The sequence below is a fragment of the Candidatus Delongbacteria bacterium genome, assembly GCA_041675285.1.
Classification (GTDB): domain Bacteria; phylum CAIWAD01; class CAIWAD01; order CAIWAD01; family CAIWAD01; genus CAIWAD01.
The window spans coordinates 17,622-41,751 of sequence record JBAYTZ010000021.1; the positions used below are offsets into that span (position 1 = coordinate 17,622).

Here is a 24,130-nt window from a genome sequence, read left to right on the forward strand (position 1 = left end):
TCATTAGAGGATCTGTTGAGACTCAACTACATGCATACTACATTTCCCAAAATCAATCAACCATGGCAGGTGAGTGTTATATGTATAATCTGAAAATGTTAGTACGCAACGACTTGCATTACAAATTGAACAGAGAGAGATGATGCAAAACGCCGAGTCTAGTTTCGTCGGAGTCGATCTGTTTGCTGGTGCCGGTGGTATGTCGCTCGGCGCTCAGATGGCAGGTGTCTATGTCGCTTTAGCTATTGAATGTGATAAGCACACAGCAGCCACCTATTCCTTTAATCATCCTGATACGACACTAGTTGTTGATAACATAAAAAATGTTAACACAATCAACGTTTCTCAAAAGGACAAAGTATCAATTCTTTTTGGCGGTCCGCCATGCCAAGGGTTTTCGACCTCTAACCAGCGCACACGAAACCGCAAGAATCCCACGAATTGGTTATTTGAGGAATTCATTAGAATTGTGCATCTATGGAAGCCTGATTGGATTGTATTTGAAAATGTGAAGGGTATAGTTGAAACTGAAAACGGTCTATTCTTGAACTCTGTCATAGGCAATTTGTTGACAGCAGGTTATTCATGCAATAACGGAGTTCTTTGCGCATCTGATTTCGGCGTACCCCAAATTCGATCACGATTCTTCATTATTGCTTCACGTAATGGATTTAAATTAGAAATGCCTAAAGCTACATCAAGACATCCAGTTACTGTTCGTCAAGCGCTGGCTGATTTGCCCATTTTATCTAATGGCGCAAGTAAATGTACTTCTAAATATGCAAGAGTTGCACGATCTAAATACGCGCGCGAGATGAGAGATGACAAAACTGAATGCACTGGAAATTTAGTAACAAAGAGTGCTGATTATATAATAGAACGCTACAAACAGATTCCTCAGGGAGGAAACTGGAAAAATATCTCGGAAGATTTGATGGCAAACTATACTGATAGAACACGATGCCACACCGGCATTTATCGACGTTTAAGTGCAGACAAACCATCTGTTGTTTTGGGAAATTATAGAAAGAACATGGTCGTGCATCCATGGGAAAATCGCGGATTATCGGTACGAGAAGCAGCAAGGTTACAGTCTTTTCCTGATTGGTACGAGTTTCGCGGATCTATTGGATTTCAGCAGCAACAGGTAGGAAATGCAGTTCCGCCGCTGTTGGCTAAATCTGTTTTTGAAGCAATTGTAAAGTTCTCCGCTTCAAACAATCAGAAATCAATGCTCAATAACAAGTGAGAAAAAGATGACGTGTGTTTTCAGTGAAAAAGACGGTCTCCGATTTCAACTTGAAAAACGGTATACTGAAAAGACTAATGAATTCCCCATCAATGCAGGTAATTACGTAAGAATCTTTCAGCAGATAGAAGATTACTTGAACAGAAATATTCATCCAGAAGTTGTCACTGGAGCGGCACTTCATGGTTCTGGCCTTCTAAATGATCACGGAAAGGAACACGTTGAAATGGTCATTCAACGTGCAGGACTTTTGCTAGGAATTGGCGTAGAGCAACTGAGCGGGTATGAAATATTCATTTTATTGCTTGCCATTCACTTTCATGATGTTGGCAACATCTTTGGAAGAGATGAACATGAGAAACGAGTGTTTGAAGTGATGGAAGAGCTTGGCGTTCTATTTCCATCCGAAACTCCTCTTAAAAAGACCATAGCGACTGTCGCAATGGCTCATGGCGGCAAAATTAATGGCTCGAAGGACACAATTTCATCATTGGCTCAGGAGGAACATCTTCAAGGTGCATTAATTAAACCAGCTCTATTAGCCGCAATACTACGTTTTTCGGATGAAATCTCAGATGATCATACGCGTGCGGCAAGGTTTTTGCTGCAATCACTACCACCCGAGAATCAGATTTTTCACTACTATTCTAAATGCCTGCAACAAACTGGAGTTAGTGGAAACTCGTTGATATTGAAGTTTGATTTGCCACTTGAATTAGCAGATGGTTTATCGACGAAAGAGAATGTCGGTGATCCTAGAGGTTACTCTGAGATGTTTTTATATGATGAAATCTTGTTGAGGCTTAAAAAATGTTTGACGGAACTTGAATATTGCAGCCGGTATTTTCGTGGAATGATAGGCATTAATTCAATTAGTGCTGAAATTAATGTCCATAAACCGCATACTCTGAATCCTGTCTTTCATGATAAGATTGTTCTTAAATTGTCAGGGTACCCAAATTCCATTGAGAAAGATATATGCTCAATGGTAGAAAAGCCACTAGCCGCCGCCGATGGTATCGCATTGCAAGGATTATTGAGGGGAGATGGCGCATGTTAGAAATGCAAAAAAGCTCAACATTTTCCAATCCGTTTACCGTTATGAGTCCGGAAAAGTTGGACGCATCAACTGCCCAACAGCTGTTTGTCGAAGTCTTCTCTGACTTTCCGCAGGTTAGAAATCCTGGTCATTCAATGATTCTTGGAGCCCGTGGTTCGGGGAAAAGCATGATTTTTCGATGCCTTCTGCCTGATGTTCTAAAACTAAAAGAGGGACGTTCATTTGAGGATCTAGAATTTCTTGCCTTTCATGTGCCAATTAAAAACACTCAGTTAAAGATAACTGATTTGGAAAGACTGGATTGTCATCATGCCGCATTTCTTATAAACGAACACTTTTTTACTCTCTCTGTCATTATCGAAGTGTTGCAAGCGTTAACAAAATCTTTGTCGAGCAATTTAGTATTTGATGAAAATAGATATCGCGAGTTTTTAGAAAAGACCTACTCTCGTCGTCTTAAGCTGTCTGGATGCAAATCCGAATGTAGATTTGATGACGCTTCCGCAGAGAGTTTTTTTCAGTCATTGTATGATCATGCACTTGACATGCATGCAGATTTTATTCGCTATGTTTTAGAATTTTGTCCTGAGATTGACTCACCTGCCCCTGCTTATAATCTGCCATTATTGTCATTTACAGGTTTCTTAGTGCCATTTTTTCAAGGTCTTATAGCGCTACCAGGATTTCCTAAGAAGTGCGTCTATCTATTTATAGACGATGCTGATAATTTGAGTAAGACCCAAACTAAGATCTTGAACTCTTGGTTGTCTACCAGAACTCACCCAGAAATCAGTTTAAAAGTCTCGGCACAGTTAGGCAATTACAAGAGTTTCGTGTCTCCGAATGGGACACTTGTGGAATCCCCACATGATTATCAGGAGATAAATATTTCAGACAGATATACAACGAGTAAAACTGCATACCATAGACGAGTTAAAGAGATAGTTCAAAAGCGATTGGACTTGGCGGGAATAAGTGGTGTGCTACCAGAAGACTATTTTCCATCTTATAAGAAGCAGGAAGAGGCTGTTGAGAAGGAAAGATTGCGACTACTTTCTGCTTGGGAGGAAGAAGGAACAGGTTACCGCGCTTCAGATGATGCATTACGTTATGCAAGGCCAAACTATATTAGAAGTTTGGGGGGTACTAGGAAGGCTAGATCAACTTACATGTATGCGGGATTTGAGCATTTAGTTCATCTGTCTTCTGGTGTTATCAGATATTTTCTTGATTCTGCTGCAGCTATGTTTGATGAAACAATAAAAGAAGCTGGCGAGTCAGCCGCGATTGCAAGCATCCCGTGCGGTATTCAAAATAAAGTAGCAAGGGATCAGGGTGATAGAATGATGTTTTCCCAGTTTCAAAAATTGGAAACTGACGAAGAGGTCTTGACAGGCAAATTAGGAATCGTTCAGAACCTTCAAAATTTGATAAATGCGATGGGATTTACATTTCATGACATCTTAGTTTCAGATAGATCAGAACGCAGAGTATTCTCAATAGCGCTGACAAACGTTCCTACCAAGGAGATAATGGATGTTCTTTCCTTCGGAGTACAGACTGGATATCTGCATATGGCCACTATTGGCAACAAGGATGGGACAGGTAGAACGTGGCTTTTCATTCTAAATAGATGTCTTGCGCCTCAATTTACTCTGGATCCCACAGGATTTGCTGGTTACCTGTTTGTAACTAATGAACGACTAATGGGAGCAATGAGTGACGGAAAACGATTGAGAGATGTTGAGTCACAGGAAGAACCAGAGCAATTGACTCTCTTTAATTAGGACATTTCATGAGGAACGAATTGAAGGTGCCTATCTCTGATCTGCCAAAGTTCCTTGGGGAAAGACAGGGCGCTTTCCTTTGTTGTGCTAGCTTTGAGGAACGGGCAAAATCAGTACCAGCGTCGGTGAAGTCGATGAAATTTAGAATGGTAAAAATATTTGCCTCGACAGATTGTTCACCTGTGATTCTAGATACTGCTGAAGAGATAAAAAGTATGTTTTTTATAGAGAACTCAGTGGTACTGACTAAAATGCACGAGCCACTATTCACGGCTGACACTATGGCGAGAGTTGTAAATGAATTGGTGAAGCTTGATATAAGGGATGTCGTAATTGATATAACGACATTTACACATGAAATGCTTCTGATATTGTTGAAATCGTTGCATCGATTTAAAAATAGGTTCACCAAAATAACGTGCATTTATACAGGCGCACTGGAGTATTCTATAGGTGACCCGGATGAGAGAAAGTGGCTAAGCAAAGGTTGCAAGGATATAAGAAGTGTTTTGGGATTTCCAGGGCGCCTAATTCCAGGTAGACCTAATTGTCTGATTGTTCTTGTCGGATTTGAACATGAACGTGCAACGCGGATGATAGTAGAGATGGATCCCGATCTCTTGCTTTTAGGTAGAGGAATTTCGGCAGCACAACACCTCACTTGTGAGTCACATTTAGCGCCCATGCTGCACTTTCATAAACTAGTTAGCGATATGGTTTCTAGTCGTGGATCGGTACGATCCTTTGAATTCTCTTGTAATGATTCCATTCAAACTGCTCAATCATTGATGGCAGAAATTGATGGATCGAGAGGTTATAACCATATTATTGTCCCATTAAACACGAAAATATCGACCATTGCAATTGCTAATGTCGCTTTAGAGAGCAGAGAAGTGCAGATTTGTTACGCCGAGCCAGAGACATATAATTTTGCCGCCTATTCTGTACCGGATGATGTTGTGTCAGTGTTTGATATTTGGGAGCAGTGAAATATGAGGAATTTGAGATGAGAGATGACGAAAAGATTCAGGTTGGTGATATCATCAACAGGACTATATCTGTTTTGGATGATGGATTTGTGCGGCTAATTGATTATATGGGAAACGATTCGTCAATTGTCCAAGCAGCGCGAGTATCATATGGCGCTGGAACCAAGCACGTGAGTGATGATAGAAGTCTAATTAGATATCTGATGCGGCATAAGCATACGACTCCATTCGAAATGTGTGAGTTGAAATTGCATGTTAGAGTGCCAATGGATTGTTGGCGTCAATGGATTAGACATAGAACGGCTAATGTTAACGAATATTCGACGCGGTATTCGATTGCCATAGATTCAATGCATGAAACTCGGCCAAGTGAATGGAGATCACAATCTTCGGGAAATCGTCAGGGAAGTGAAGGAAATATTGCGATCGAGATTGGAGAGCAATTAAGTCGTAGTGAAGTAGAGAATCACATTGCCTGCAAGGCGATTTATGAGGAGAGGATAGGCGCGGGTGTGGCACGTGAGCAGGCTCGAAAGGATTTACCGCTTTCTACATATACTGAAGCCTATTGGAAAATTGATTTGCACAATCTTTTTCATTTTTTGTCATTAAGGATGAACTCAAGTGCTCAATATGAAATAAGAAGCTATGCTAATGTTATTGGAACGCAAATAGTAAAGCATTGGGTTCCAATGGCATGGGAAGCATTCCTCGATTATCAAATTAATGCCATTAAGCTGTCTGCGATTGAGATTGAAATAATGGAAATGATTAGTGACAGTCGTAAGACTGAGGTGGTGAATGTTATGAGAAATAATGGACTTTTAAGACAAAAGGATGAAAAATGGGTTGAGAGCAGCGAAGCTAGTGAATTCTCGAAGAAGCTGGATAGGTTGGGAATAAAGGTACCATGGAAAGATGATAATGCGGAGCGTCTACCGGAATAAAGAGATTGAATACATTGGAGAAGAGTGCAGTGGATTCGTTGAGCAAGGTACAGCGCAGTGCCCAAATGGCGAGGATAAGGAGTAAAGATACAATCCCTGAAGTTGAAATCCGAAAGCTGATTCATGGCATGGGATTCCGTTTCAGACTCCATCGCCGCGATCTGCCCGGAACGCCGGATCTGGCTTTCATCTCACGGCGAAAGGTTATTTTTGTCCACGGCTGCTTCTGGCATGTCCACGATGGATGCAAAAATGCCATTTTACCCAAATCCAACGTGGAGTTCTGGCAGAAGAAACTGTCTGCTAATCATGCGAGGGATGTTAGAAATTTGAATCTTCTGCATGAATGTGGCTGGGATGTTCTGACAATCTGGGAGTGTGAGCTGGCTGACCTGGAGTGCATTCGTCGAAAAATCAAGGACTTCCTGGTTAAATAGAAGTTACTAATAGGAGTTATTGAAACCGCCATGGAGTCTTACTTGTGCGCGCTTACCGTCTATGAGCTAGTTCTATATCACGAAGGTTTCTTATGGAAAAAGTAGTTACTTGTTTGCCGATTTCCGAACAAGCCACTTGTGACCTAATGTGCCTAGTAGCTATTGTTGAGTTATGTATATGAGTAGTAACGTAATCGTAAATAAATTGAAACGCCTCCAGTCTGGTCAGCCAATCAGATACATGGACCTCTTTGCAGGTTGTGGAGGGCTTTCGCTTGGCTTTCTCACTGCAGGTTTCACTCCCGTCGCATCAGTCGAGATTGATGAGTGGGCCGCAAAATCGCTTGGTGCTAACTTTGGGTCCTTTTCTCTCGGGGGCGACCATCCTGGGCACCACATCTCGCGAGACGTGACAAGTCAGGATCCATCCGACATCTTCACCGAAATCGGGATGGTTGGCCCAGTCGATGACCAAATTGATGTTCTAGTCGGCGGCCCTCCGTGCCAAGCATTTGCAAGAGTGGGAAGGGCGAAGCTAAGGGAACAGGCTCATCGCAGAAAAGAGGAATCTGCAGAGTACGCTTTTTTGGTAGATGGGCGGGTGAGTTTGTGGGAACGGTACGTTCAGTACATTCGCGACACTAAACCAGTTGCACTATTGATGGAAAATGTTCCTGACATCCTGAATCATGGCGGTAACAATGTGGCTGAGCTGGTCGCCAGGAGTTTATCAAATGAAGGCTACGAGGTTACTTACACATTATTGAATGCATCTTGGTATGGAGTCCCACAAACGCGCGAACGAATGATTCTGATTGGCTTTCATCGAGATACTGGAATAAATCCTGCATTTCCAAACCCGACGCATCATGTGGTCCTTCCGCAAGGATACGAGGGCACGAAAGGCACCGCTCGTAAACTTGTCATCGAACAGGGATCCGAGCACCATAGATGGGTTGAGAATCCTGGCGAGGACAACCCGCCCGCCATTACGGCGAAAGAGGCTCTTGTCGATCTTCCCGTAATAAATGCACTCGATTTATTAAACCGAGGCATTCTAAAGCGTGGAGCCAAGGATCCTTCCCTTCCGGTCCGGTACACTACTTCCAAAGCAAGCACGCCATATTCACATTTGATGCGTCGGTGGAATGGATTCGGCACAAGAGATTACACTACGGGGCATGTCATACGTTATCTTCCGCGCGATTACAAAATTTTCGCGGAGATAGGACAAGGGTGGCAGTATCCAGAAATTTTTGACTTTGTCGAGAGGAAGATCGAGAACTGGTTGGCGGAGCGAACGCGGCGCGGTCTTTCGGTTGACGGACGAACTGTTGAAGTGCGTGATTACATTAAATCATGGCGACTGCCATATGATCCCACGAAATTTCCCAACAAATGGTGGAAGCTCAGTTCGACAAAACCTGTGCGAACACTGTTGGCACATCTCGGGAAGGACAGCTATTCTCACATCCATTTCGATTCGGTTCAGGCACGTACAATTTCGGTCAGGGAAGCCGCGCGACTTCAGTCCTTCCCTGACGGATTTGTTTTCAAAGGATCGATGAATCCTGCTTTCAGACAGATTGGCAATGCGGTTCCCCCGCTCTTTGCCTATGCAATTGCCATGTGCATCAGGACAAGTCTTGGTGCGTCTGCCATTGTTGATATGCGCACCAAGTTACTTGGGTTGAGCAAGTCGCTTGTTTCTAATACAGCAGGAAAGCCATGATATTTACCATTCTCAGGCAACTCACGCATTCTGAGCTTGGAATGTTCCATGAGTATCGTAGGCTTGGCAATGAGATATCAAAGCAGCGCGCGGTCAATTTTGATTGGGACGTAGTGGATCGAGTATTTCCGTCAGCAAAGGATACCGATAGAATCTTCATCAACTGCCGTTGTATGGATGATGAATCAACGGTAGTTGAGCGAGAACAATGGCTTAAGCGACAAGACAAGAACTGGCGATTGGAAGGTTGGTGCCCCAAAAATAAGTATTTCGGATTCGTTAAACCAGGTGTTCTGTTTGCCATGATTGTGGATTCATCCCATACGCCTGCGACCGCCTCGTGGATGGTCATACCGATGGATCATCCAGCTAGCGATGCAATCGTATCACACGGTGAGAGCGCGAGATTGAATCAATCAGGAATGATCGCCCTTTACGGGGAAGAAGGAAGATTCACGCGAGGGATTCTTGGCAAGCATTTTCCAAACCTATTCACAAGGATTGAAACAATGAACTCAACCACAACTGATGTGAATGGCATGGAACCTGATCCTGTTGACCTGTTTGATATTCTTGCCCGTGCGGGTCATCAACTCCCTAGTGCCGTGGCGGACTTGATTGACAACAGCATTTCTGCAGGTGCATCAGAGATCAACATCACGTTTCCGAATCCCAATCAGGGCGGACGCTGGATGTGTATCCATGACAATGGATGTGGCATGACCTCTGAACAGTTGTCCGTTGCAATGCGTATTAAAAAGCGTGGACAATATGAAGGGAGCGATCTTGGTAAATATGGATACGGACTAAAAGGGGCGTCCTGGTCGCAGGCAGATTGCTTGACTGTTGTTACAAAAGCCCTTGGCGGCAGTTTGGTCCACATGACGTGGGATAGAGACCACCTTGTAAAAACTCGTAAATGGGATGTTCTAACGACGCCGGTTGAGCAGAAATTCAGTGAAGTTACATTGATTCAGGAAAATGGTACCGCTGTATTATTGACCAAAATGCGACCTCCTATTGAGATGCCTATAGCAAAAGGTATAGATCCTTATTCATTTGAATTGACCAAAATTCGTGAGCATCTGGAACTGGTTTTTCATAGATATTTGGAAGGTATGATTTGTGGACGAGAAAAATTAGAGATAAAACTCAATGGAAATCCGCTAGTTCCGAACAATCCTATGGGGCATCCACTGACAAAGGCTTATGACCCAAAGACAATTAAATTGAATGAGAAAACGCCGGAGAATACAGCCAACATTAGTGTCAGGTGCTTCATAACGCCTAACGAAGTCGAATTCCAGACATACCACGCATCGGAGAGTGCCGAGGCCTTTCGTGATGCGCGGGATCGGATCTCACTTTATGGACGTTGGAACGAGACTCAGGGGCTGTTTTTCTACCGCTTGGATCGTCTCATCAAATGGGGCGGCTGGGAAGGAATTTTCGCTGTAGATGAGAAGACAAAGCTGCTGCGTGTTTCTGTGGATTTTGATCGGAAATCTGACGACTTGCTTAAGGTCGACATCTCCAAGCAAATCATACAACTCCCAGTGAGTGTTAGTGAGCACATTCGGGACATCGTCAAGGAACCGCGCGCAGAGGCGCGAACACGTTACGCAAAGTCAAAAAAGCTAAGTGTCAAGGCAGAACCAACCGAGAACCCCAAAGATGGCAGCACTTCAGAACCGATTAATCAGCCTGGTAAGCCTGAGGAAGGGTTGTCACCCAAATCTCCCAAGAAGACAAAGCCTTCCAAAGCAGAGAAGTCGGCAATTAGGCTAGTAGAGACCGGCGATCAACCTTGGGAGCGCAAATCTGGATTCACTGGAGAGCAAGTTGAAGTCACGCCCATGATCCCTGCACTTGTCGAGCTCGTACGTTTGATAGATGATGATAACACTGCCAAGTTCGCGTTGTCCCAGTTCCTTCTTGTCTTGGAACAAGCGGGAGTAATGAAACTTCTCAACGACCATGTCTGACCTGATTCAGCATTTCACCCTGAAACCAGTCGTTCGAAGTTGGACCGACGGTACGAAGTGGACCAACTGGTCCCGCCATGAAACGTACCTACGATCTCAGCCTAAATGGAAGCCCCGTCAGGTTGATTCGGTGGCTGAAGAATCCTTGCGAATCATTTGCAGGACCACGGACATCAGGCGAAGCGTGTACCAATGTCGCGGCCTCGTGGTGGGTTATGTCCAAAGTGGAAAGACGGCCAATTTCACGGCAGTTGCAGCGCGAGCCGCTGATGTTGGCTACCGACTAATCATTGTCCTGTCGGGAATCCACGATTCTCTGAGAAATCAAACTCAGAAGCGATTAAACAGAGAGTTGGTCCGAGTCGGTGTCGATTGGACATCTCTTACAACGGAAGAAAGTGATTTCCAGATTCCGGAATTCGCCAACGGTTTTGCAACTGCTGGAACGGTCTTGGTAGTAATGAAAAAAACTGTTCCAATTCTAAATCGGCTGAACGATTGGATCAAGTGCCTAGACGGACAATTGGGCGACGTGCCGGTGCTGCTGATTGATGACGAAGCGGATTTGGCGTCGATCAATACAAAGGGCAATCGACGTGATCCCAGCGTTTACGATGATAATGGTGAGAATTCTGATCCATCACTCACAAACTCTCTCATCCGCGACACATTGCGCCGTATCCCCCGCGCAACATACATCGCGTATACTGCAACACCGTTTGCAAACATCCTGATCGATCCTAATGCCGTCGATCAGGAAGTAGGTGAGGATTTGTTTCCCAAGGACTTTGTCATCCAGCTGCCTCGACCAGATGGTTACACAGGCACGGAGGAACTCTTTGGAGCAACAAGTCCAGGGCGACACGTGCTACGATCTGTGACCGAAGAGGATGTCCGCGCTTTGAAGACCAAGCGGCGAAAGAAGCGGACGCCTTATGTCGTGGAGGAAGCACAAGGGCTTCCTCAATCGCTTTGTGATGCGCTGTTAGTGTTCACGGTAGCAGGCGCTATAAGAAACTTGCGAGGCCAAGCAGGGCAACCCCACACCATGCTGGTTCACGCCTCTCATTTACAGAAGGACCAGATTCGCATAGGCAGTTCAATTGATCATCAAATCAAAGCTTGGCGAGATCACGAGAAGGTAGTTCCAGGGTACTTGAGGGGATTGCTCCGCTCCACACTCGACGATCTTGGCGTTGTGGACCTCCCTGCTGATCAAGACGCAGTGTTGGCCGAGTCCGAGACCAATCTGGCTCGACTGCAGGTCATCGTTTTGAACAGCACGACCGGCGAAGAATTGGAATACGATGAGAAGCCCGAGCGCCAACTGATTGCAGTCGGCGGCAATCGCCTTTCACGTGGATTGACGCTGGAAGGGTTGACGGTCGCATACTTTCTGCGCACCACGGCCATGGCGGATTCCCTGTTGCAGATGGCTCGCTGGTATGGCTTCCGCGCGGGCTACCAGGACCTGATTCGAATTTGGACCACCGAAGGTATTGCTCAGTGGTTCGTGGAGCTGGCGCTTGTGGAGGAATCCTTGAGGGATTCAATCACGGCCTTGAACCGTGCAGGTCGCCGACCGGACGAGATGGCAATCAAAATGCGAGCACACACGAAACTCTTGCTTACAAGCAAAGTGAAAAGCAAACAGTTGGAAGAGGCTGCCCGTTCATGGTCTTGTGAGAATCCCCAGACCATTCTGTTTCCATTGCGAGATCCATTGGCTTTGGAGCAGAACGTCAATCTGACAGATGACCTCTTGAAGGCTTATCCGCCGACTCATGAAGCCTATGGCGGCTGTCTGAATCACGACGTACCTGCAGTGATCATTGCCGACTATTTGAGAAAGTTCATTGTTCACGAAGACACAATTGCATTTCAGAGTTCCATGATCGCCGACTGGATCATGGAAAGGGCGACGGTCGGCGAACTCATGACATGGACCATCTTTGTGGCGAATCCTAAACGTGGCCGACAGATTCACCTGGGAACGAGTTTGATTGGGCTGGCCCAGCGCTCGCTGACCGCGTCGGAATCCATCGGGATATTGACTGAGCCACGCCATGAGGGTGTCGATTTAAATGGCGGACCGGAAACGCATCGGAGTGCCACTTCATACAACGCCAAGGCAATGCGCCTGGATCGTCCACCTGACCGCGGACTCTTGATGATCTACGCCCTGGATCCTGAATCACTCCACGTTGAAGTCCCAACCGTCATTGGCATTGCTCTGTCGCTTCCAAGGACCAGCGACGAAGGGCAGACCTTTGTGGTCAATCGCGGAGTGGCAAATGGGTGAGATTTCGATAGAACGATGGGAACATCTGCGATCTCGACTTGAAGCACCTGGTTTGATTGTAGAGCCTGTGAATCCTCAGGTATACGGGTGCTTGATTGGGGCTGACGACGAGGGGCGCATACATCTGCTCATTGCGCTGGATGAGGATCCGGGTGAGCTTCCGCAGGACCTTCAAGGGATCAGCGTTCGTGTCATCGAGGTGGACCGCACCTATTTGGATGTTTCGGCTCGAAGCCATTACGAGCCAATTTTCACTCCGCTGGCAAACCAAGTTTTCAAAGCGTTGGTGATACAAGGACGGAAGCCCATTGATGCAGTAACCAATGTCATAGGTGATTTCAGAGGGGCATTAAAGCCTATCGCACCAGAACTGGGAATCAGCCAGCAGATTGGATTGTTCGGTGAACTATGGGTCCTGTGGCGAATCATGTTGCCGACTCTTGGCGCACGGGCATGCAATCTTTGGAGTGGGCCACTCCGTGAAAGACATGATTTTGTAGGGGATTCCGCCCACCTTGAAGTAAAAACCACGGTCGGCTCAGACGACAGACACGATATTTCGCGTATAGACCAACTTCGCGCACCGATGGACAAGCGACTCCTTTTCGCAAGCATCAAGTTGGAACGCTCCATTGATGGCGAAGAAACAATTGCGACGAAGATTGATGAGGTGATTGGTGCCTTGGGGCAAGACGGCAAGATGATAGAGGTTTTTGAGTCCAAAGTAGGCAAGGTGGGTTGGCACGACGGTTTGCGACAATCTGGATCGCTTTTCAGATTCAACCTACGGGATTGCTTGATTTTCGATGTTGTTGGCACCTTCCCACGCCTGCCGGACGACTATATACCCCCGCGCGGGATTGTTGGTATTAAATACACGATTGATGTTTCGTCACGGTCCGCACTTAGCGAAGAAGAAGCAAAATCGATTGTAAAAGGCATGTAGTTCATTTTAATCTAAATGTGTCTGACCCCTAAAAGCGAAGTTGCCAACATTTCATTGTCCTGATCAGTGCAGGCGCATATGCATTGAGTAGCGATTGCCACCTCACGGTGAAAGCGCGCCTTGTCAATCCAGTCCAAAGTGCCCAGTTCAAGACGCATCCAGGCCTCTACCCAGCGAGAAGATATACCGATATGATCTTGGCGCGCAAGTTCTTCTCGAATCATCTGCTCGTACATTGCTCTTCCGCATGAGTGCCCGGGCTGGCCTCCAGGCCAGCGCCGGGCGTTATGCTATGAGCGATGTGATTGCTCATTCCTGGCTGGCAGGATCGGCTGGCAGCTGGGCCTCCAAGTGGATTGCAACCTGCTCGACGCTTTCATTCAGTGCCTGCATGCGGCCCATCACCGTGGCCATCTCCGCCTGAAGCTGCGCATCCTGCCCAAGCTGCAGGAAGGCCTGCTGAAGCTGCACATCCACGCGGCCCAGCCGCTTGCGGGCACCGCCCAGGGTCTCGCGTCCCAGCGCCACCTGTCCGGCCACAAAGGCCTTTACGTCCCAGTTCTGCTTTGCCATTGCTCGACTCCTTGGTTGCTGCCTGGGCAGGATCCTGTCGGCCCGGGCGTGTGATTGGTGTATCAGTTTTCGATCGGCGCGATTCAGCGTTCGCAAACGTCCCAGGCTGCCTTGCTGCCGTAGCCGAGCTGGCTGCCCTCGACGAGGTAGATGATCTCGGGGCCTGTGCCGACTTCCTTGCGGGGGCCAACCTCATCCTCTTCATCCAGGTCGACGCCCCGTTCCAGGATTCGCTCGGCTTCCTGGCGGTCGCTCTCGTCATCCATGTTGCTCTTGGTGGCCAATCCCTGGATCGAGTATTCGAAAGGCCATTGGCTTTGGGTCATCAGCCGGACCTCGGCGTCAGGGTGCGCCTGGGCCAGTTCTTCCAGTCGGTCGATCAAGTCGGTGAGCAGCATGTCCAGTTCTCCTCGTGCTTGGTTACTTGCTGACCCGGCCCAGCTCGAAGGCGGCGCGCAGGGCGTCCTTCAGCTGCAGCACGTTGACCTCGTGGAAGTCAAGGGCATCCATCCGGCGCTCTTTCAGCGTCTGGATCCCGAGGTGGACCTGCGCAAGGACCTCCATGCCGGCGTCCAGCGTGGCGTCGTCCGGCCCCGTTGCCGCAAGGGAGGTCGCCACCGGTGTTTGCCAGAGCTTTGCGGCGGCGGGGAAGCCGATCCACTCGGCGTTTTGGCCCAGGCCGCGGTTGGCCATCTCGTCGCGGGCCAGCTGGACCATGTCAACCTGGTCGGTGGCGATCAGGTGGATGAGCTTGGTTTTCAGGAGCTGTGTGAAAGCGGCCTCATCCTCACCCAGCAGGTCGATCAGGTCTTTGCGCGCCATCTTCGTCATGGGTCCATCTCCTCGTTTGGTGGGCATAACTACGCAGAGACACTTTCGTTAGTCAAGTTATGTTTGATCATTAATCGCGGACTAAATCATTTAAATCGTCATTACGCGGATCCCATTTGAATCAAGAGAGGAAACGCCCCTTTCGGGGCGCTTGTGTACGGTTGTTCAATTCCTGGGTTAGGTTTCGGGCACCTGATCCCGCAGCAGCTCCAGCTTGGCTTCAACCCAATCCGCTGGATAGAGCAAAAGCAGCCACTCGCCCACTTGATTCAGACACTGCAGGTAGGCCCCACGGGCGCCATACTTGGACACGCTGCGCGTGATGACGTGGTTGTGGCCACACACCTGCACACGGCCTTCCCAGGCGTGGCGGACCCACACCTTGCCGGATCCCCGCACTTCCGTGCGCACCGTGGGGTAGAGGTAGCGGCTGGTTTCGATGCGAAGCTGCTCGTGGCTAAGCTGCAGGCCCAGCCGGACTTCCCGGCGCTGGGTGCGGAGCCGGCGCATGGCCAGGGCGGCTGGAGTCTGGCTGTAGGGCTCTGCGCTCATGAGTTGCAATTCTGAGGACATCGTCGTCTTTCTGTTTGATGGGGTTAAAGTCGTAAAAATACATGGAATGATCAATAAGACTAAGTTGAACAGACATTGATCACTTCGTAAACCAGCGAACCGCTCCTGACATGACTTCGAGCATACATCCCGTGGATGCCCCTCCGAAGCCGGCCATGCCTGCGGTTTGCCTCGCCAATATCAGGCCCGCCTGCCCTCAATGGCGGCCCTAAGCTCCTCGTCGGCCACGTGGGCGTAGATAGCCGTGGTCTTGGGGCTTTCGTGGTCCAGGGCCAGCTGCACCAATCGCAGGTTGCCTGACTTTTTCAACAGGCTGGTGGCGAAGGTGTGCCGCAGGGCGTGCGGATGGATCGAGCGTTCAATCCCGGCTCGCAAGGCCCAGGCGTCCAGGAGCCGGCGGATGTGGCGCGGGCAGATGCCCTTCCCGCTGCTGGTCTGGAAGACCGGCGCGGTGGGGGCGAGCCCAGCCACCAGCGGCTTCAAGAGGTCCCGCGTCTCCATGGGCAAGAAGCGCGGCCGATGCTTGCCGCCCTTCGTGACCAGCCGGATCAGCTTCTCGAGTAGCTCCACGGCGCCGGCGGTCAGCCCGGCCGCCTCGGAGACGCGAATCCCCGTGTCCAGCATCAGGCAGAAGAGAGCCCGGTCCCGGGCTTGGCACTTCAGGTCCGTGCGGGCCTTCAGGGTCTTCCTCAGGGCCTTTTCCTCGGCCTCGCTCAGGTAGTCGGGCGAGGGCGTGTGAGCACGTGGCAGACGGATGGCGCCCAGCTCGGTGGCCAGCGGATGCTTCGCCCAGTTGAGGAACTGGTGCAGGATGGTCAGGGCCCGGCGCGTCGTCCCGCTTGCCCTTCCCTCTCGGGCGAGATACCGTGTCAGCTGCGGAAGCGTAAGCGTCTCCAAGCTCAGTCCCTCCGCCTCCAGGAAGCGGGCCAGGCGCTCCAGCTCGGCCAGGTAGGGCATGAGCGTGCCGGCGGCGAGTTGCCGGGCCTTCAGATGCTCGGCGTAGGCGGGGATTCGGGTGCGCATCGGGTCTCCTTGCAGCCTGGAACATGTCTCGGACACCAGTCTGCGCGAAGACGGTCGGGAAGTCAAGTCGGAACCGCTTGAGAAGCAGGACGATGACCATCCGAAAGCCCCAGCCGGCCAAGCTCTCAGCGGACGAAATCTCCTTCGCCCAGATTCTGCTCGACCCCGTCGCCTTCTCGGCCGGCTTCCTCTCCCAGCTCGATGGCCCCGAGTCGGGTCGGCCCATGGCCCTCTGGGCGCACCAGGTGGAGGACGTGCGGGACGCCTCGCGCGAGATCGTCCACCAGGACGGGCGCGCGGTGGGCAAGACCGTGGACATCGTCGTGCAGGTCCTGCACTACGGCGTGACCGCCCGGAACGGCCGCATGCTGGTGACGGCGCCCAACGACGGTCATGTGAACAAGATCATCGAGGAGGTGGAGGCCCACATCGAGGCCAGCGAGTTCCTGCGCGAGATGGTCGCCGTCGATGCGAACGGGCGCATGCGGATCACGCGCAAGCCTTACTACCAGCAGACGTGGAAGAACGGCACGATCATCTACTTCCGCCCGGCCGGTCCGACGGGCAAAAGCGTGCGCAGCCTGCACTGCGACAAGGTGCTGGTGGACGAGGCCGCTTGGTACCCCGAGCCCGCCTGGCGGGCCCTGCGCCGCGTCTTGAACCGCGGCGGACAGATGCGCTGTTACTCCAACCCCAACGGCCTGAGGAACACGACCTACTACCGGATCACCCAGCCTTCCAGCGGCTGGCGGATCTACAAGTGGCCGAGCTGGATCGTGCCGGGCTGGTGCCAGGCCGACACCGAGGGCGAGGCCAAATTCTACGGCGGAAAGGACACGGCGGGCTTCCAGCACGAGGTGGCGGGCGAGCACGGCGCGCCGAGCTACGCGGCCTTCAACGTGCGCCAGTTCCGCGACTGCCAGCGCAAGCTGGAAAAGGTCTACCGCGTGGTCCGGATCGACGGCGAGGAGTTCAGCGCCATCCACTCAGTGGACGAGGCTTACAGTCGGCTGGAGGCCCTGCTCGATCTGCAGGACGAGGCCCGCGGCACGTATTGGATGGGTGGCGACCTGGGCTACACCAACGACCCCAGCGAGCTGACGGTCTGGCTGGAGGACGAGCGCGGGCGCCTGGTGCCCGTCTTGCGCGTCCACAACGAGCACATGCCCTACACCTTTCAGGCGGCGCTGATCGCCATCCTCGACGACCACTTCGACTTCGCGGGCCTGGGCTTCGACGCCGGCTCCAACGGCCTGGCCGTCGAGCACATCTTGACGACCGAGGACCGCTACGAGGGCCACCAGTTCGCCTTCCGGCTGGAGACCTACGACTTCGGCGGCTGCCTGACCACGAGCTACGATCCGCAGGGCCGGCCCAAGGTCCAGCGCATCAAGGAATACATGACCAGCCTGATCAACGGACGCCTGGCGGCACGCACCCTGCTCTTTCCCGCCGGCGACGTGGATCTGGACTGGGAGGACCAGTTCTGCACGCACACCTACAGCCAGACGCAGATGGGCCGGCTGGTCTACTCCAAGGGCAACGACCACATCATCGACTCGACGCGCACGGCCGTGCTCAGGAAGGAGCGCGAACTCCTCAAGCAGCTGGTGGACGACGGCCGGGGCCTGGAGGGCGAGTTCGTCATGCCCGTCCTGACCGAGAGCGTGTTCGATTAGGAAGGGGGATCCATGCGGCTCTTGAGTTCCGGCCTGTTCACCCGCAAGCAAACCGATGGGGTGCTGGAAGTGGGCGGCGAGATGCAGACCCAGGCCGCCACGCTGGATCCCTTCTCCAGCGAGACGGAGAGCGACGGCATCGCCCAGGCCTGGGCTGACCGCGGCGCCAAGGCCTGGGAGTACTACCAGCAGGAACCCATCGTCAACAACTGCATCAACGCCTGGCGCACCCTGGCCGTGGGCGAGGACTTCACGTTGATCGCCTCCAGCCCCGAACTGCAGATGGACGTGGATGCGCTGAAAAAGCGCCTGAATCTGAAGCGCTGGCTGAAGGACCAGTTGCTGCAGCTCTTGACCAAGGGCGAAGCCGCGGCCTTCAAGGTCTACGGCGGAGAGAAGAAGGATACGGACCAGAACGGCGCGCCGCTCTACCAGGACTTCGGCAAGGTGAAGGCCCTGAACCCGCTGCTCTTGGAGACGACGGTCCAGGATGGCGCGGTGACGAAGGTGCGCTCCTTCACGCTGGATCTGTCCAACACCCCGACGGGCCACCAGGACGTGTCCCTGGAGCACTTCCGGCGCTGGATGTGGGACGCGCCGGACTTCGCCGAGCACGGCACCAGCATGGTGCTGCCGGCCTTCGAGTCCATCGAGCTGCTCAGGGACTATCGCCGCGCCGAGCGCGCCATCGCCAAGCGCTGGGCCACGCCCGTCAGGCTGATCAAGGTGGGTGGGCAGTTCGGCAAGACCGTGGTCATGCCCAAGCCCAGCATGCTGAAGGACATCAAGAAGGTCTTCGATTCAATGAGCGCCCGCCAGGGCGCGGTCGTGCCCTTCTACGTCACCATCGACACCTACGGCGCCGAGGGCGAGACGCTGAAGACCGAGGAGAAGGTCAAGGAGGCCAAGAGCGACGTCATCGTCGCCATGGGCTTCACCAGGGCGCTGGTCTCCGGGGACGGGGCGAATTTCTCAACCGCCAGCCTGGGCTTCGCCAAGATTCAGCTCATGCTCTCCGACCTGCGTGACACGGCGCGCGAGATGCTGCAATGGGTGCTGGATGACTGGCTGGCCATGCGTGGCAAGGAGGGCGAGAGCCTGCACATTGCCTTCCCGGAAATCGACCTCTCCGCCGGCGCCGACCAGCGCAAGGTGCTGGTGGACCTCTACGACCGCGGCCTGATCAGCGTGCGCAGCCTGCAGGCGATGATGGGCCTCTCGCCCGACATCGAGCAGGCTCAGACTAAGCGCGAGACCAAGCAGGTGATCGCGCCTCTGTCGCCAGGCGACATCGTGGGCCTGGCGCAGCAGGGCATGCTGCAGAACGACCAGGTCTTCTACCTGCTGAACCTGGCCGAGCGGCTGAAAGGCGCGCCGGACGCCAAGCCCGCGGGGGGAGCGCCGGCGGGCCCGCCTGGCGGACAGACAGGCGACGTGGCGGCCCTTTACGATCAGGTGGATCACCTGCTCCTGCAGCGCGCCCAGGTCCTCGTGCGGGCGCGTCTGGCCGAGCTGGACGCGGATCCCGAACCCGACCCCGCCCTGGTTGACTGATGCCGATGGCCACTTGCACGTGCGGCCGGCAGCACGCCCCGCTGCCGGTGGGAGAGCTCCACACCCAGGTGGAGGCACTCCTGCTAGTCCATGGCAGCCGGGCGCTCACGGCATTCGCCTTCTCACAGAAGCAAGCCATCGAGAAGGCTACGGCCGAGAGTCTGGCCCAGGCCGGCGCGTACTCGGGCGAGCTCCTCAAGACCAGCCTCAAGCACTTGGACCAGGCGGCCAAGGCCGTCAAGGCCGAGATCCTGGGCCTGGGCGACCTCTCGCAGTTCGCGCCGGACCGCCAGGGCGGCAAGCTCGTGCAGCTCACGCGGCTGAAGGCGCTGGACAAGAACCTGGCGGCGGTGGGCACGCGGCTGAAGCAGGACCTGACCCTGGCCTACCAGGGCATGACCGAGGAGATGGCCAAGACCGGCATCGAGGGCACGCTGGCCAAGCTCGGCGCCTTGAAGGTCGGTGGATACCAGGCCTTGGACCAAGCGGGCCGCGAGGCCCTGGCGGACGGGGCCTTCTCGCTCTTCCCGGCGGACGCCTTCGACTTTCTCTCCGGCTACCAACTGCAGCTCCTGGGCAAGCTCTCGGACGACATGGTGGCGGGCATCAAGGGCGCCGTGCAAGTGGGTATTGCCCAGGGTGAGGGCCCGGCGAAGATTGCCCGCCGCATCGGCGGCATCGTGAAGGACCCGGATGAGTTTCGCCAGGCGGGCAAGACCGTCTTCAAGACCGTGCAGCAGCGCGCCGAGCTAATTGCGCGCAGCGAGACCATGCGCGCCTACAACCAAGGCGCGCTGAAGTTCGAAGCCAAGATCGGCGTCAAGTCCGTTTACTGGCTGACCGCCGGCGACGAGCGCATGTGCCCGGAGTGCGAGCCCTTGGACGGGAAGGAATACCCGCTCACCAGCCTGCCCAGCCAGCCCCTGCACCCGGCCTGCCGCTGCACGCACACTCCCGGTGCTGGGGACCTCTCCAGCATCACCGACCTGGCCACGCTGGCGGCAAAGATCGCCGGCGACACGCTGGGCCAAACCGTCGTCGTCGAGGCGCTGACGAGCGGCGACTACGGGAAGCTCACGAGCGCCCAGCTGCGCGAGGTGGCCAAGCAGAAGGGCGTGTCCATCGGCCGCACCAAGGCCGAGCGCATCACGCTCCTGTCGAAGGCCTCCGGCCAGAGCGAGGAGTGGCTCTCCAGACACACCATGAATGAGCTGGACGCCTGGTTCAAGCAGTACACCATCGGGGCGCTGAAGTCCAAGGACGAGCTTCTCGCGGCCCTCTACAAGGCCGACCACGCCACGGATGCAGCCAAGCTAGCGGCGCTGAAGCAGGCCGAGGGGGCGGCCAAGCAGGCCAAACACGCGGCCGAGGAAGCCGCGGCGAAACTGGCCAAGGCCGACCAGGCGGTGGCGGACTTCCACGCGGGTCTGGCCCAGCTGAAGGCCTTGGAGGCGAATCCGGCCCAGTTCGAGGCCTTCCACCAGCAGATGGACCAGCTCCTGGCGCAGGTCCATGGCAACCTGGAGCTGCTGGGCCCGCAGAAGGCGGCGGACCTGGGCGGCTATCTGGTGAAGGCCCAGGACGCCTTCACGGCCGAGGTGGCGGGCACGAGCCAGTCGGTGCTGCGCGAGGTCCTGAAGGCGGCGAAGGTCAAGAACTTTCAGTGGTTCACGAAGCCCGAGTCCGTCGCCTACCTGACCCAGAAGCCCCTGCAGCCCAAGATCGCCGAGCAGGTGGCGGCCAAGGTGGCGGCCGCCAAGGACGCGGCGAAGCTCAAGAAGGTCGTTCCGAACCCGTCCCCGAAGTCGGCGGCGCCACCATCCGCACCCGCGCCGAAGGCCACGCCAGCGCCTGCCCCAGTGGCCAGCCCAGCCGTCCTGGCGAGGGGGGCCGACGAGGCCTGGGCCGAGCTGAAGGCCACGAACCCTTTCACCTTCCAGCGCGACGCCAGCGACCTGGGCGGCGTGCACACGAAGTACTTCTACACGGACAAGGCCGGCGACAAGTGGCTGTTCAAGCCCATCGGCGAGGAGTTCCGTGCCTGGGGCGACGAGGTGGCCTACCTGATCCAGCGCGAGATCGATCCGGACGCGATCGAGGTGCACTACATCGAGCTGAAGGACATGCACGGCCGCCTGCGCACCGGGTCGATCCAAAAGATGAAGCTGGGGCTGCGCGACCCCATCAGTTTCGAGAAGATGGACGTTCTGGCGATCGACCCGGCGGAGCTGGTCCAGCTGCAGCGCGAGCAGGTGGTGGACTGGCTCATTTCCAACCACGACGGCCACGCGGGCCAGTTCCTGCGCGCCCAGGACGGCCGCGTCTACGGCATCGACAAGGGCCAGCTCTACAAGTACTTCGGCCACGACCGCCTGTCCGTTGACTATGCGCCCAACGCCGGTGGGCGCTTCGACGAGCCCATCTACAACAAGCTGCTGCGCGCCCACCGGGATGGGAAACTGAAACTGGACTTGCAGGCGACAGGCGAATGGGTGCGCCGTGTGCAGGGGATCTCGGATGCCGCCTACCGCGAGATGCTGTTGCCCTACGCCGGCCGGCGCTTCGCCGGGCAGCCCGGCACCCTGGAGGATTTCCTCAAGGCGGCCACGCTGCGCAAGAACACGCTGCAGGCGGAATTCGAGAGGTTCTACAGCGAGCTCGAGTCTGCGCGGACCGGAAAGCCTGTGGCCTTCCGCTTCGGAGAGGCTGCGCCGGCGACGACGCCCGCAGCCAGGGATGCGGGCGAGGTCTGGGCGCGGGGCAGCCGCATCGACCTGAAGGCGGAGGTGGAGACGATTCGCGAGTCCGGCTGGCAGGGACGCTCCCTGGCCGTGGACAAGGGCGACATCGAGGACCAGAACATCCTCGTCCGCCAGGTGCTGGGTCCGGACGGGGAGAAACAGACCATCTTGCAGCTCAAGCTGCGCCAGGAGGCGGACAAGCGCCTTGTGAAGCTTCTGAAGGCGAATGTCGTCGGCGAGGTTCCGAAAGAGCTGGTGGTGGAGGACGAGTTCTGGGATACCATCCTGGCTGCCGCCAAGACCGTCAACACACACGTGGGAGACCTGAACTACAACTCGTCGAAACTGCGTGCGGCAGAGGACCTGCGGCTGGTCCTCACACGGCTGGCCTGCGGGAAGAACGCTATCGAGCGCGCCATGGCGAACCAGTACTTGAAGACCCTGGACGACATTGCCCACGCAGTGGAGGCCACGACCGCTGGTACGCCGACGAAGCTCCCCATGGTGAAGCAATACGCCCCTTCCGCGGCGGATCTGAAGGCCCTGCAGAAGGGCGTCAGCGCACCCACGAAGGGCAGCGGCCTGCGCGTGACGGCCAGCCCGCGCTGGACCGAGGATCGCGTGGCGACGAGAGGCCATCAGCTGGTGGTCGAGGCCGAGCACGTGTCGCTATCGCGTTTCCACTCCAGTATCCACGATACGCTGGTCGAGTATCACATCGACCTGGGCGACGGTGTGGAGGCGGTCTACAAGCCCTTCCAGGGGACGGGCAAGGCGGTGGGCAAGAGCTACGCCATGCAGGGACGCATGACCGTCAAGGTGCGCGAGGGTGTCTCGGAGAGCACCGTCACCCAGGCCATGGAGAAGCTGAAAGCCCTGGGCCTGGACACGGCGCCCTCGACGCCCTGGGACGAGGAGCTCATGTACCTGCAAAAGGTCGCCTTCGTCGCCAAGATCGACGACAGCCCGGCCTTCCTGGCCGCGGCGGAAGAGGCCAGAAAGGCCAACACTGAGTCGGCCGTGCGCATTTGGCGCGAGGCCTGGAGCCGCCACCTGGGCGTCAAGGACGTGACCAAGCTTCCCGACTACAACCCGGCTGGCGTGCACCAGGCGGCCACGGCGGTGGATGGCGCGCGCGCCGGCATGCGCGTGCAGTACCGCTTCGATGTGTCACGGGAGACCTTGGCCAAGGAAATGGAAGGCTATGTGCTCATGCATGGCATGACGAAGGGCTCCGTCGAGGACTTCTTGGAGGCCGTGCTGCCGACCAACCAGTCCTTCATGCCAAACGCCGAGCGCTTCAGCACGGGCGTGCCCATCGGCGGCATGAGTCCGTCGCAGGACATGAACACGGGCGGGGCCAGCTACTTCTTCACGCGCATCATGCGCTCCACGAACACGCAGGCCAACACCATCCGTTTCAAGCCCGACCTGCTACGTCGTGCCGACGCGATTAGTTACAACAGTGACCATTACGGCAAGGTGGTGGGGAACTTCGTCCGCGAGAACCGCATCTCGGACCTGGAGACGCTGAAGAAGATGCCCCACTACTGTGGCAATGAGACCATCATCAAGGGGGCGGTTCCCCTGCTGGAGAACATGGACTCCATCGTCGTCGGCGATGCCGGCCGCAAGGCCAAGGTCATCGCCCTTTTCAAGAAGCACGGCATCACGACCCTTCCGGACGGCCGGCGGATCGAGGATGTCGTGTTCGCGAGGTAG

Annotated in this window: 19 protein-coding genes; 13 read left to right on the forward strand and 6 right to left on the reverse strand. The window is 54.2% G+C overall.

The window, feature by feature from the left end; all coding sequences use genetic code 11:
• The first annotated feature begins 142 nt into the window (after nt 1–142).
• From WC326_15185 to WC326_15230, 10 genes are all read left to right on the forward strand, one after another.
• Nucleotides 143–1,249 carry a DNA cytosine methyltransferase gene (locus tag WC326_15185; GenBank protein ID MFA7332411.1) on the forward strand — a complete coding sequence of 369 codons (1,107 nt, stop codon included), beginning with the start codon at nt 143–145 and terminating at the stop codon, nt 1,247–1,249.
• Between the two features lie 7 nt (nt 1,250–1,256).
• Nucleotides 1,257–2,309, forward strand: coding sequence for a hypothetical protein (locus WC326_15190; GenBank protein MFA7332412.1), 1,053 nt, complete (start codon nt 1,257–1,259; stop codon nt 2,307–2,309).
• Nucleotides 2,303–4,096, forward strand: coding sequence for a hypothetical protein (locus tag WC326_15195; GenBank protein ID MFA7332413.1), 1,794 nt, complete (start codon nt 2,303–2,305; stop codon nt 4,094–4,096). The genes WC326_15190 and WC326_15195 overlap by 7 nt, the downstream gene beginning before the upstream one ends.
• Before the next feature lie 8 nt (nt 4,097–4,104).
• On the forward strand, nt 4,105–5,085 hold the full coding sequence (locus tag WC326_15200; protein MFA7332414.1) for a hypothetical protein: 981 nt from the start codon (nt 4,105–4,107) through the stop codon (nt 5,083–5,085).
• A gap of 17 nt (nt 5,086–5,102) precedes the next feature.
• Nucleotides 5,103–6,032: an FAD-dependent thymidylate synthase gene (gene thyX, locus WC326_15205; protein MFA7332415.1), complete on the forward strand. Its 930-nt coding sequence runs from the start codon at nt 5,103–5,105 to the stop codon at nt 6,030–6,032.
• 29 nt (nt 6,033–6,061) lie between these two features.
• Nucleotides 6,062–6,469, forward strand: coding sequence for a DNA mismatch endonuclease Vsr (gene vsr, locus WC326_15210; protein MFA7332416.1), 408 nt, complete (start codon nt 6,062–6,064; stop codon nt 6,467–6,469).
• Nucleotides 6,470–6,710: 241 nt separating this feature from the next.
• Nucleotides 6,711–8,201 carry a DNA (cytosine-5-)-methyltransferase gene (gene dcm, locus WC326_15215; GenBank protein ID MFA7332417.1) on the forward strand — a complete coding sequence of 497 codons (1,491 nt, stop codon included), beginning with the start codon at nt 6,711–6,713 and terminating at the stop codon, nt 8,199–8,201.
• Nucleotides 8,198–10,186, forward strand: a complete 1,989-nt coding sequence (locus WC326_15220) for an ATP-binding protein (protein ID MFA7332418.1) — start codon at nt 8,198–8,200, stop codon at nt 10,184–10,186. The genes dcm and WC326_15220 overlap by 4 nt, the downstream gene beginning before the upstream one ends.
• A gap of 184 nt (nt 10,187–10,370) precedes the next feature.
• Nucleotides 10,371–12,488, forward strand: a complete 2,118-nt coding sequence (locus WC326_15225) for a Z1 domain-containing protein (protein ID MFA7332419.1) — start codon at nt 10,371–10,373, stop codon at nt 12,486–12,488.
• The gene (locus tag WC326_15230; GenBank protein ID MFA7332420.1) at nt 12,481–13,434 is read left to right on the forward strand and encodes a PD-(D/E)XK motif protein; all 954 of its coding nucleotides are present in this window, start codon (nt 12,481–12,483) and stop codon (nt 13,432–13,434) included. Before WC326_15225 ends, WC326_15230 begins: the two co-directional genes overlap by 8 nt.
• A gap of 11 nt (nt 13,435–13,445) precedes the next feature.
• On the opposite strand, the gene WC326_15235 is transcribed toward WC326_15230, so the two are convergent.
• The 6 genes from WC326_15235 to WC326_15260 all read right to left on the reverse strand — a co-directional run bounded on the left by WC326_15235 (nt 13,446) and on the right by WC326_15260 (nt 16,434).
• Nucleotides 13,446–13,670: a hypothetical protein gene (locus WC326_15235; GenBank protein ID MFA7332421.1), complete on the reverse strand. Its 225-nt coding sequence runs from the start codon at nt 13,668–13,670 to the stop codon at nt 13,446–13,448.
• 73 nt (nt 13,671–13,743) lie between these two features.
• Nucleotides 13,744–14,007, reverse strand: a complete 264-nt coding sequence (locus tag WC326_15240; protein ID MFA7332422.1) for a hypothetical protein — start codon at nt 14,005–14,007, stop codon at nt 13,744–13,746.
• 83 nt (nt 14,008–14,090) lie between these two features.
• Nucleotides 14,091–14,405, reverse strand: coding sequence for a hypothetical protein (locus WC326_15245; GenBank protein MFA7332423.1), 315 nt, complete (start codon nt 14,403–14,405; stop codon nt 14,091–14,093).
• A gap of 22 nt (nt 14,406–14,427) precedes the next feature.
• Nucleotides 14,428–14,838: a hypothetical protein gene (locus WC326_15250; GenBank protein MFA7332424.1), complete on the reverse strand. Its 411-nt coding sequence runs from the start codon at nt 14,836–14,838 to the stop codon at nt 14,428–14,430.
• A 177-nt stretch (nt 14,839–15,015) separates the two neighbouring features.
• Nucleotides 15,016–15,390 (reverse strand): hypothetical protein, encoded by a 375-nt coding sequence (locus WC326_15255; GenBank protein ID MFA7332425.1) that lies wholly within the window; start codon nt 15,388–15,390, stop codon nt 15,016–15,018.
• Nucleotides 15,391–15,591: 201 nt separating this feature from the next.
• Nucleotides 15,592–16,434, reverse strand: coding sequence for a tyrosine-type recombinase/integrase (locus tag WC326_15260; GenBank protein MFA7332426.1), 843 nt, complete (start codon nt 16,432–16,434; stop codon nt 15,592–15,594).
• A gap of 92 nt (nt 16,435–16,526) precedes the next feature.
• On the opposite strand from WC326_15260, the gene WC326_15265 reads away from it, so the two are divergent.
• From WC326_15265 to WC326_15275, 3 genes are read left to right on the forward strand one after another with little or no spacing between them, the layout of a single operon-like run.
• Nucleotides 16,527–18,113, forward strand: coding sequence for a hypothetical protein (locus tag WC326_15265; protein MFA7332427.1), 1,587 nt, complete (start codon nt 16,527–16,529; stop codon nt 18,111–18,113).
• Between the two features lie 12 nt (nt 18,114–18,125).
• A complete protein-coding gene (locus WC326_15270; GenBank protein MFA7332428.1) occupies nt 18,126–19,667 on the forward strand; it encodes a hypothetical protein in 1,542 nt (513 codons plus the stop codon).
• Nucleotides 19,667–24,130, forward strand: coding sequence for a minor capsid protein (locus WC326_15275; GenBank protein ID MFA7332429.1), 4,464 nt, complete (start codon nt 19,667–19,669; stop codon nt 24,128–24,130). The genes WC326_15270 and WC326_15275 overlap by 1 nt, the downstream gene beginning before the upstream one ends.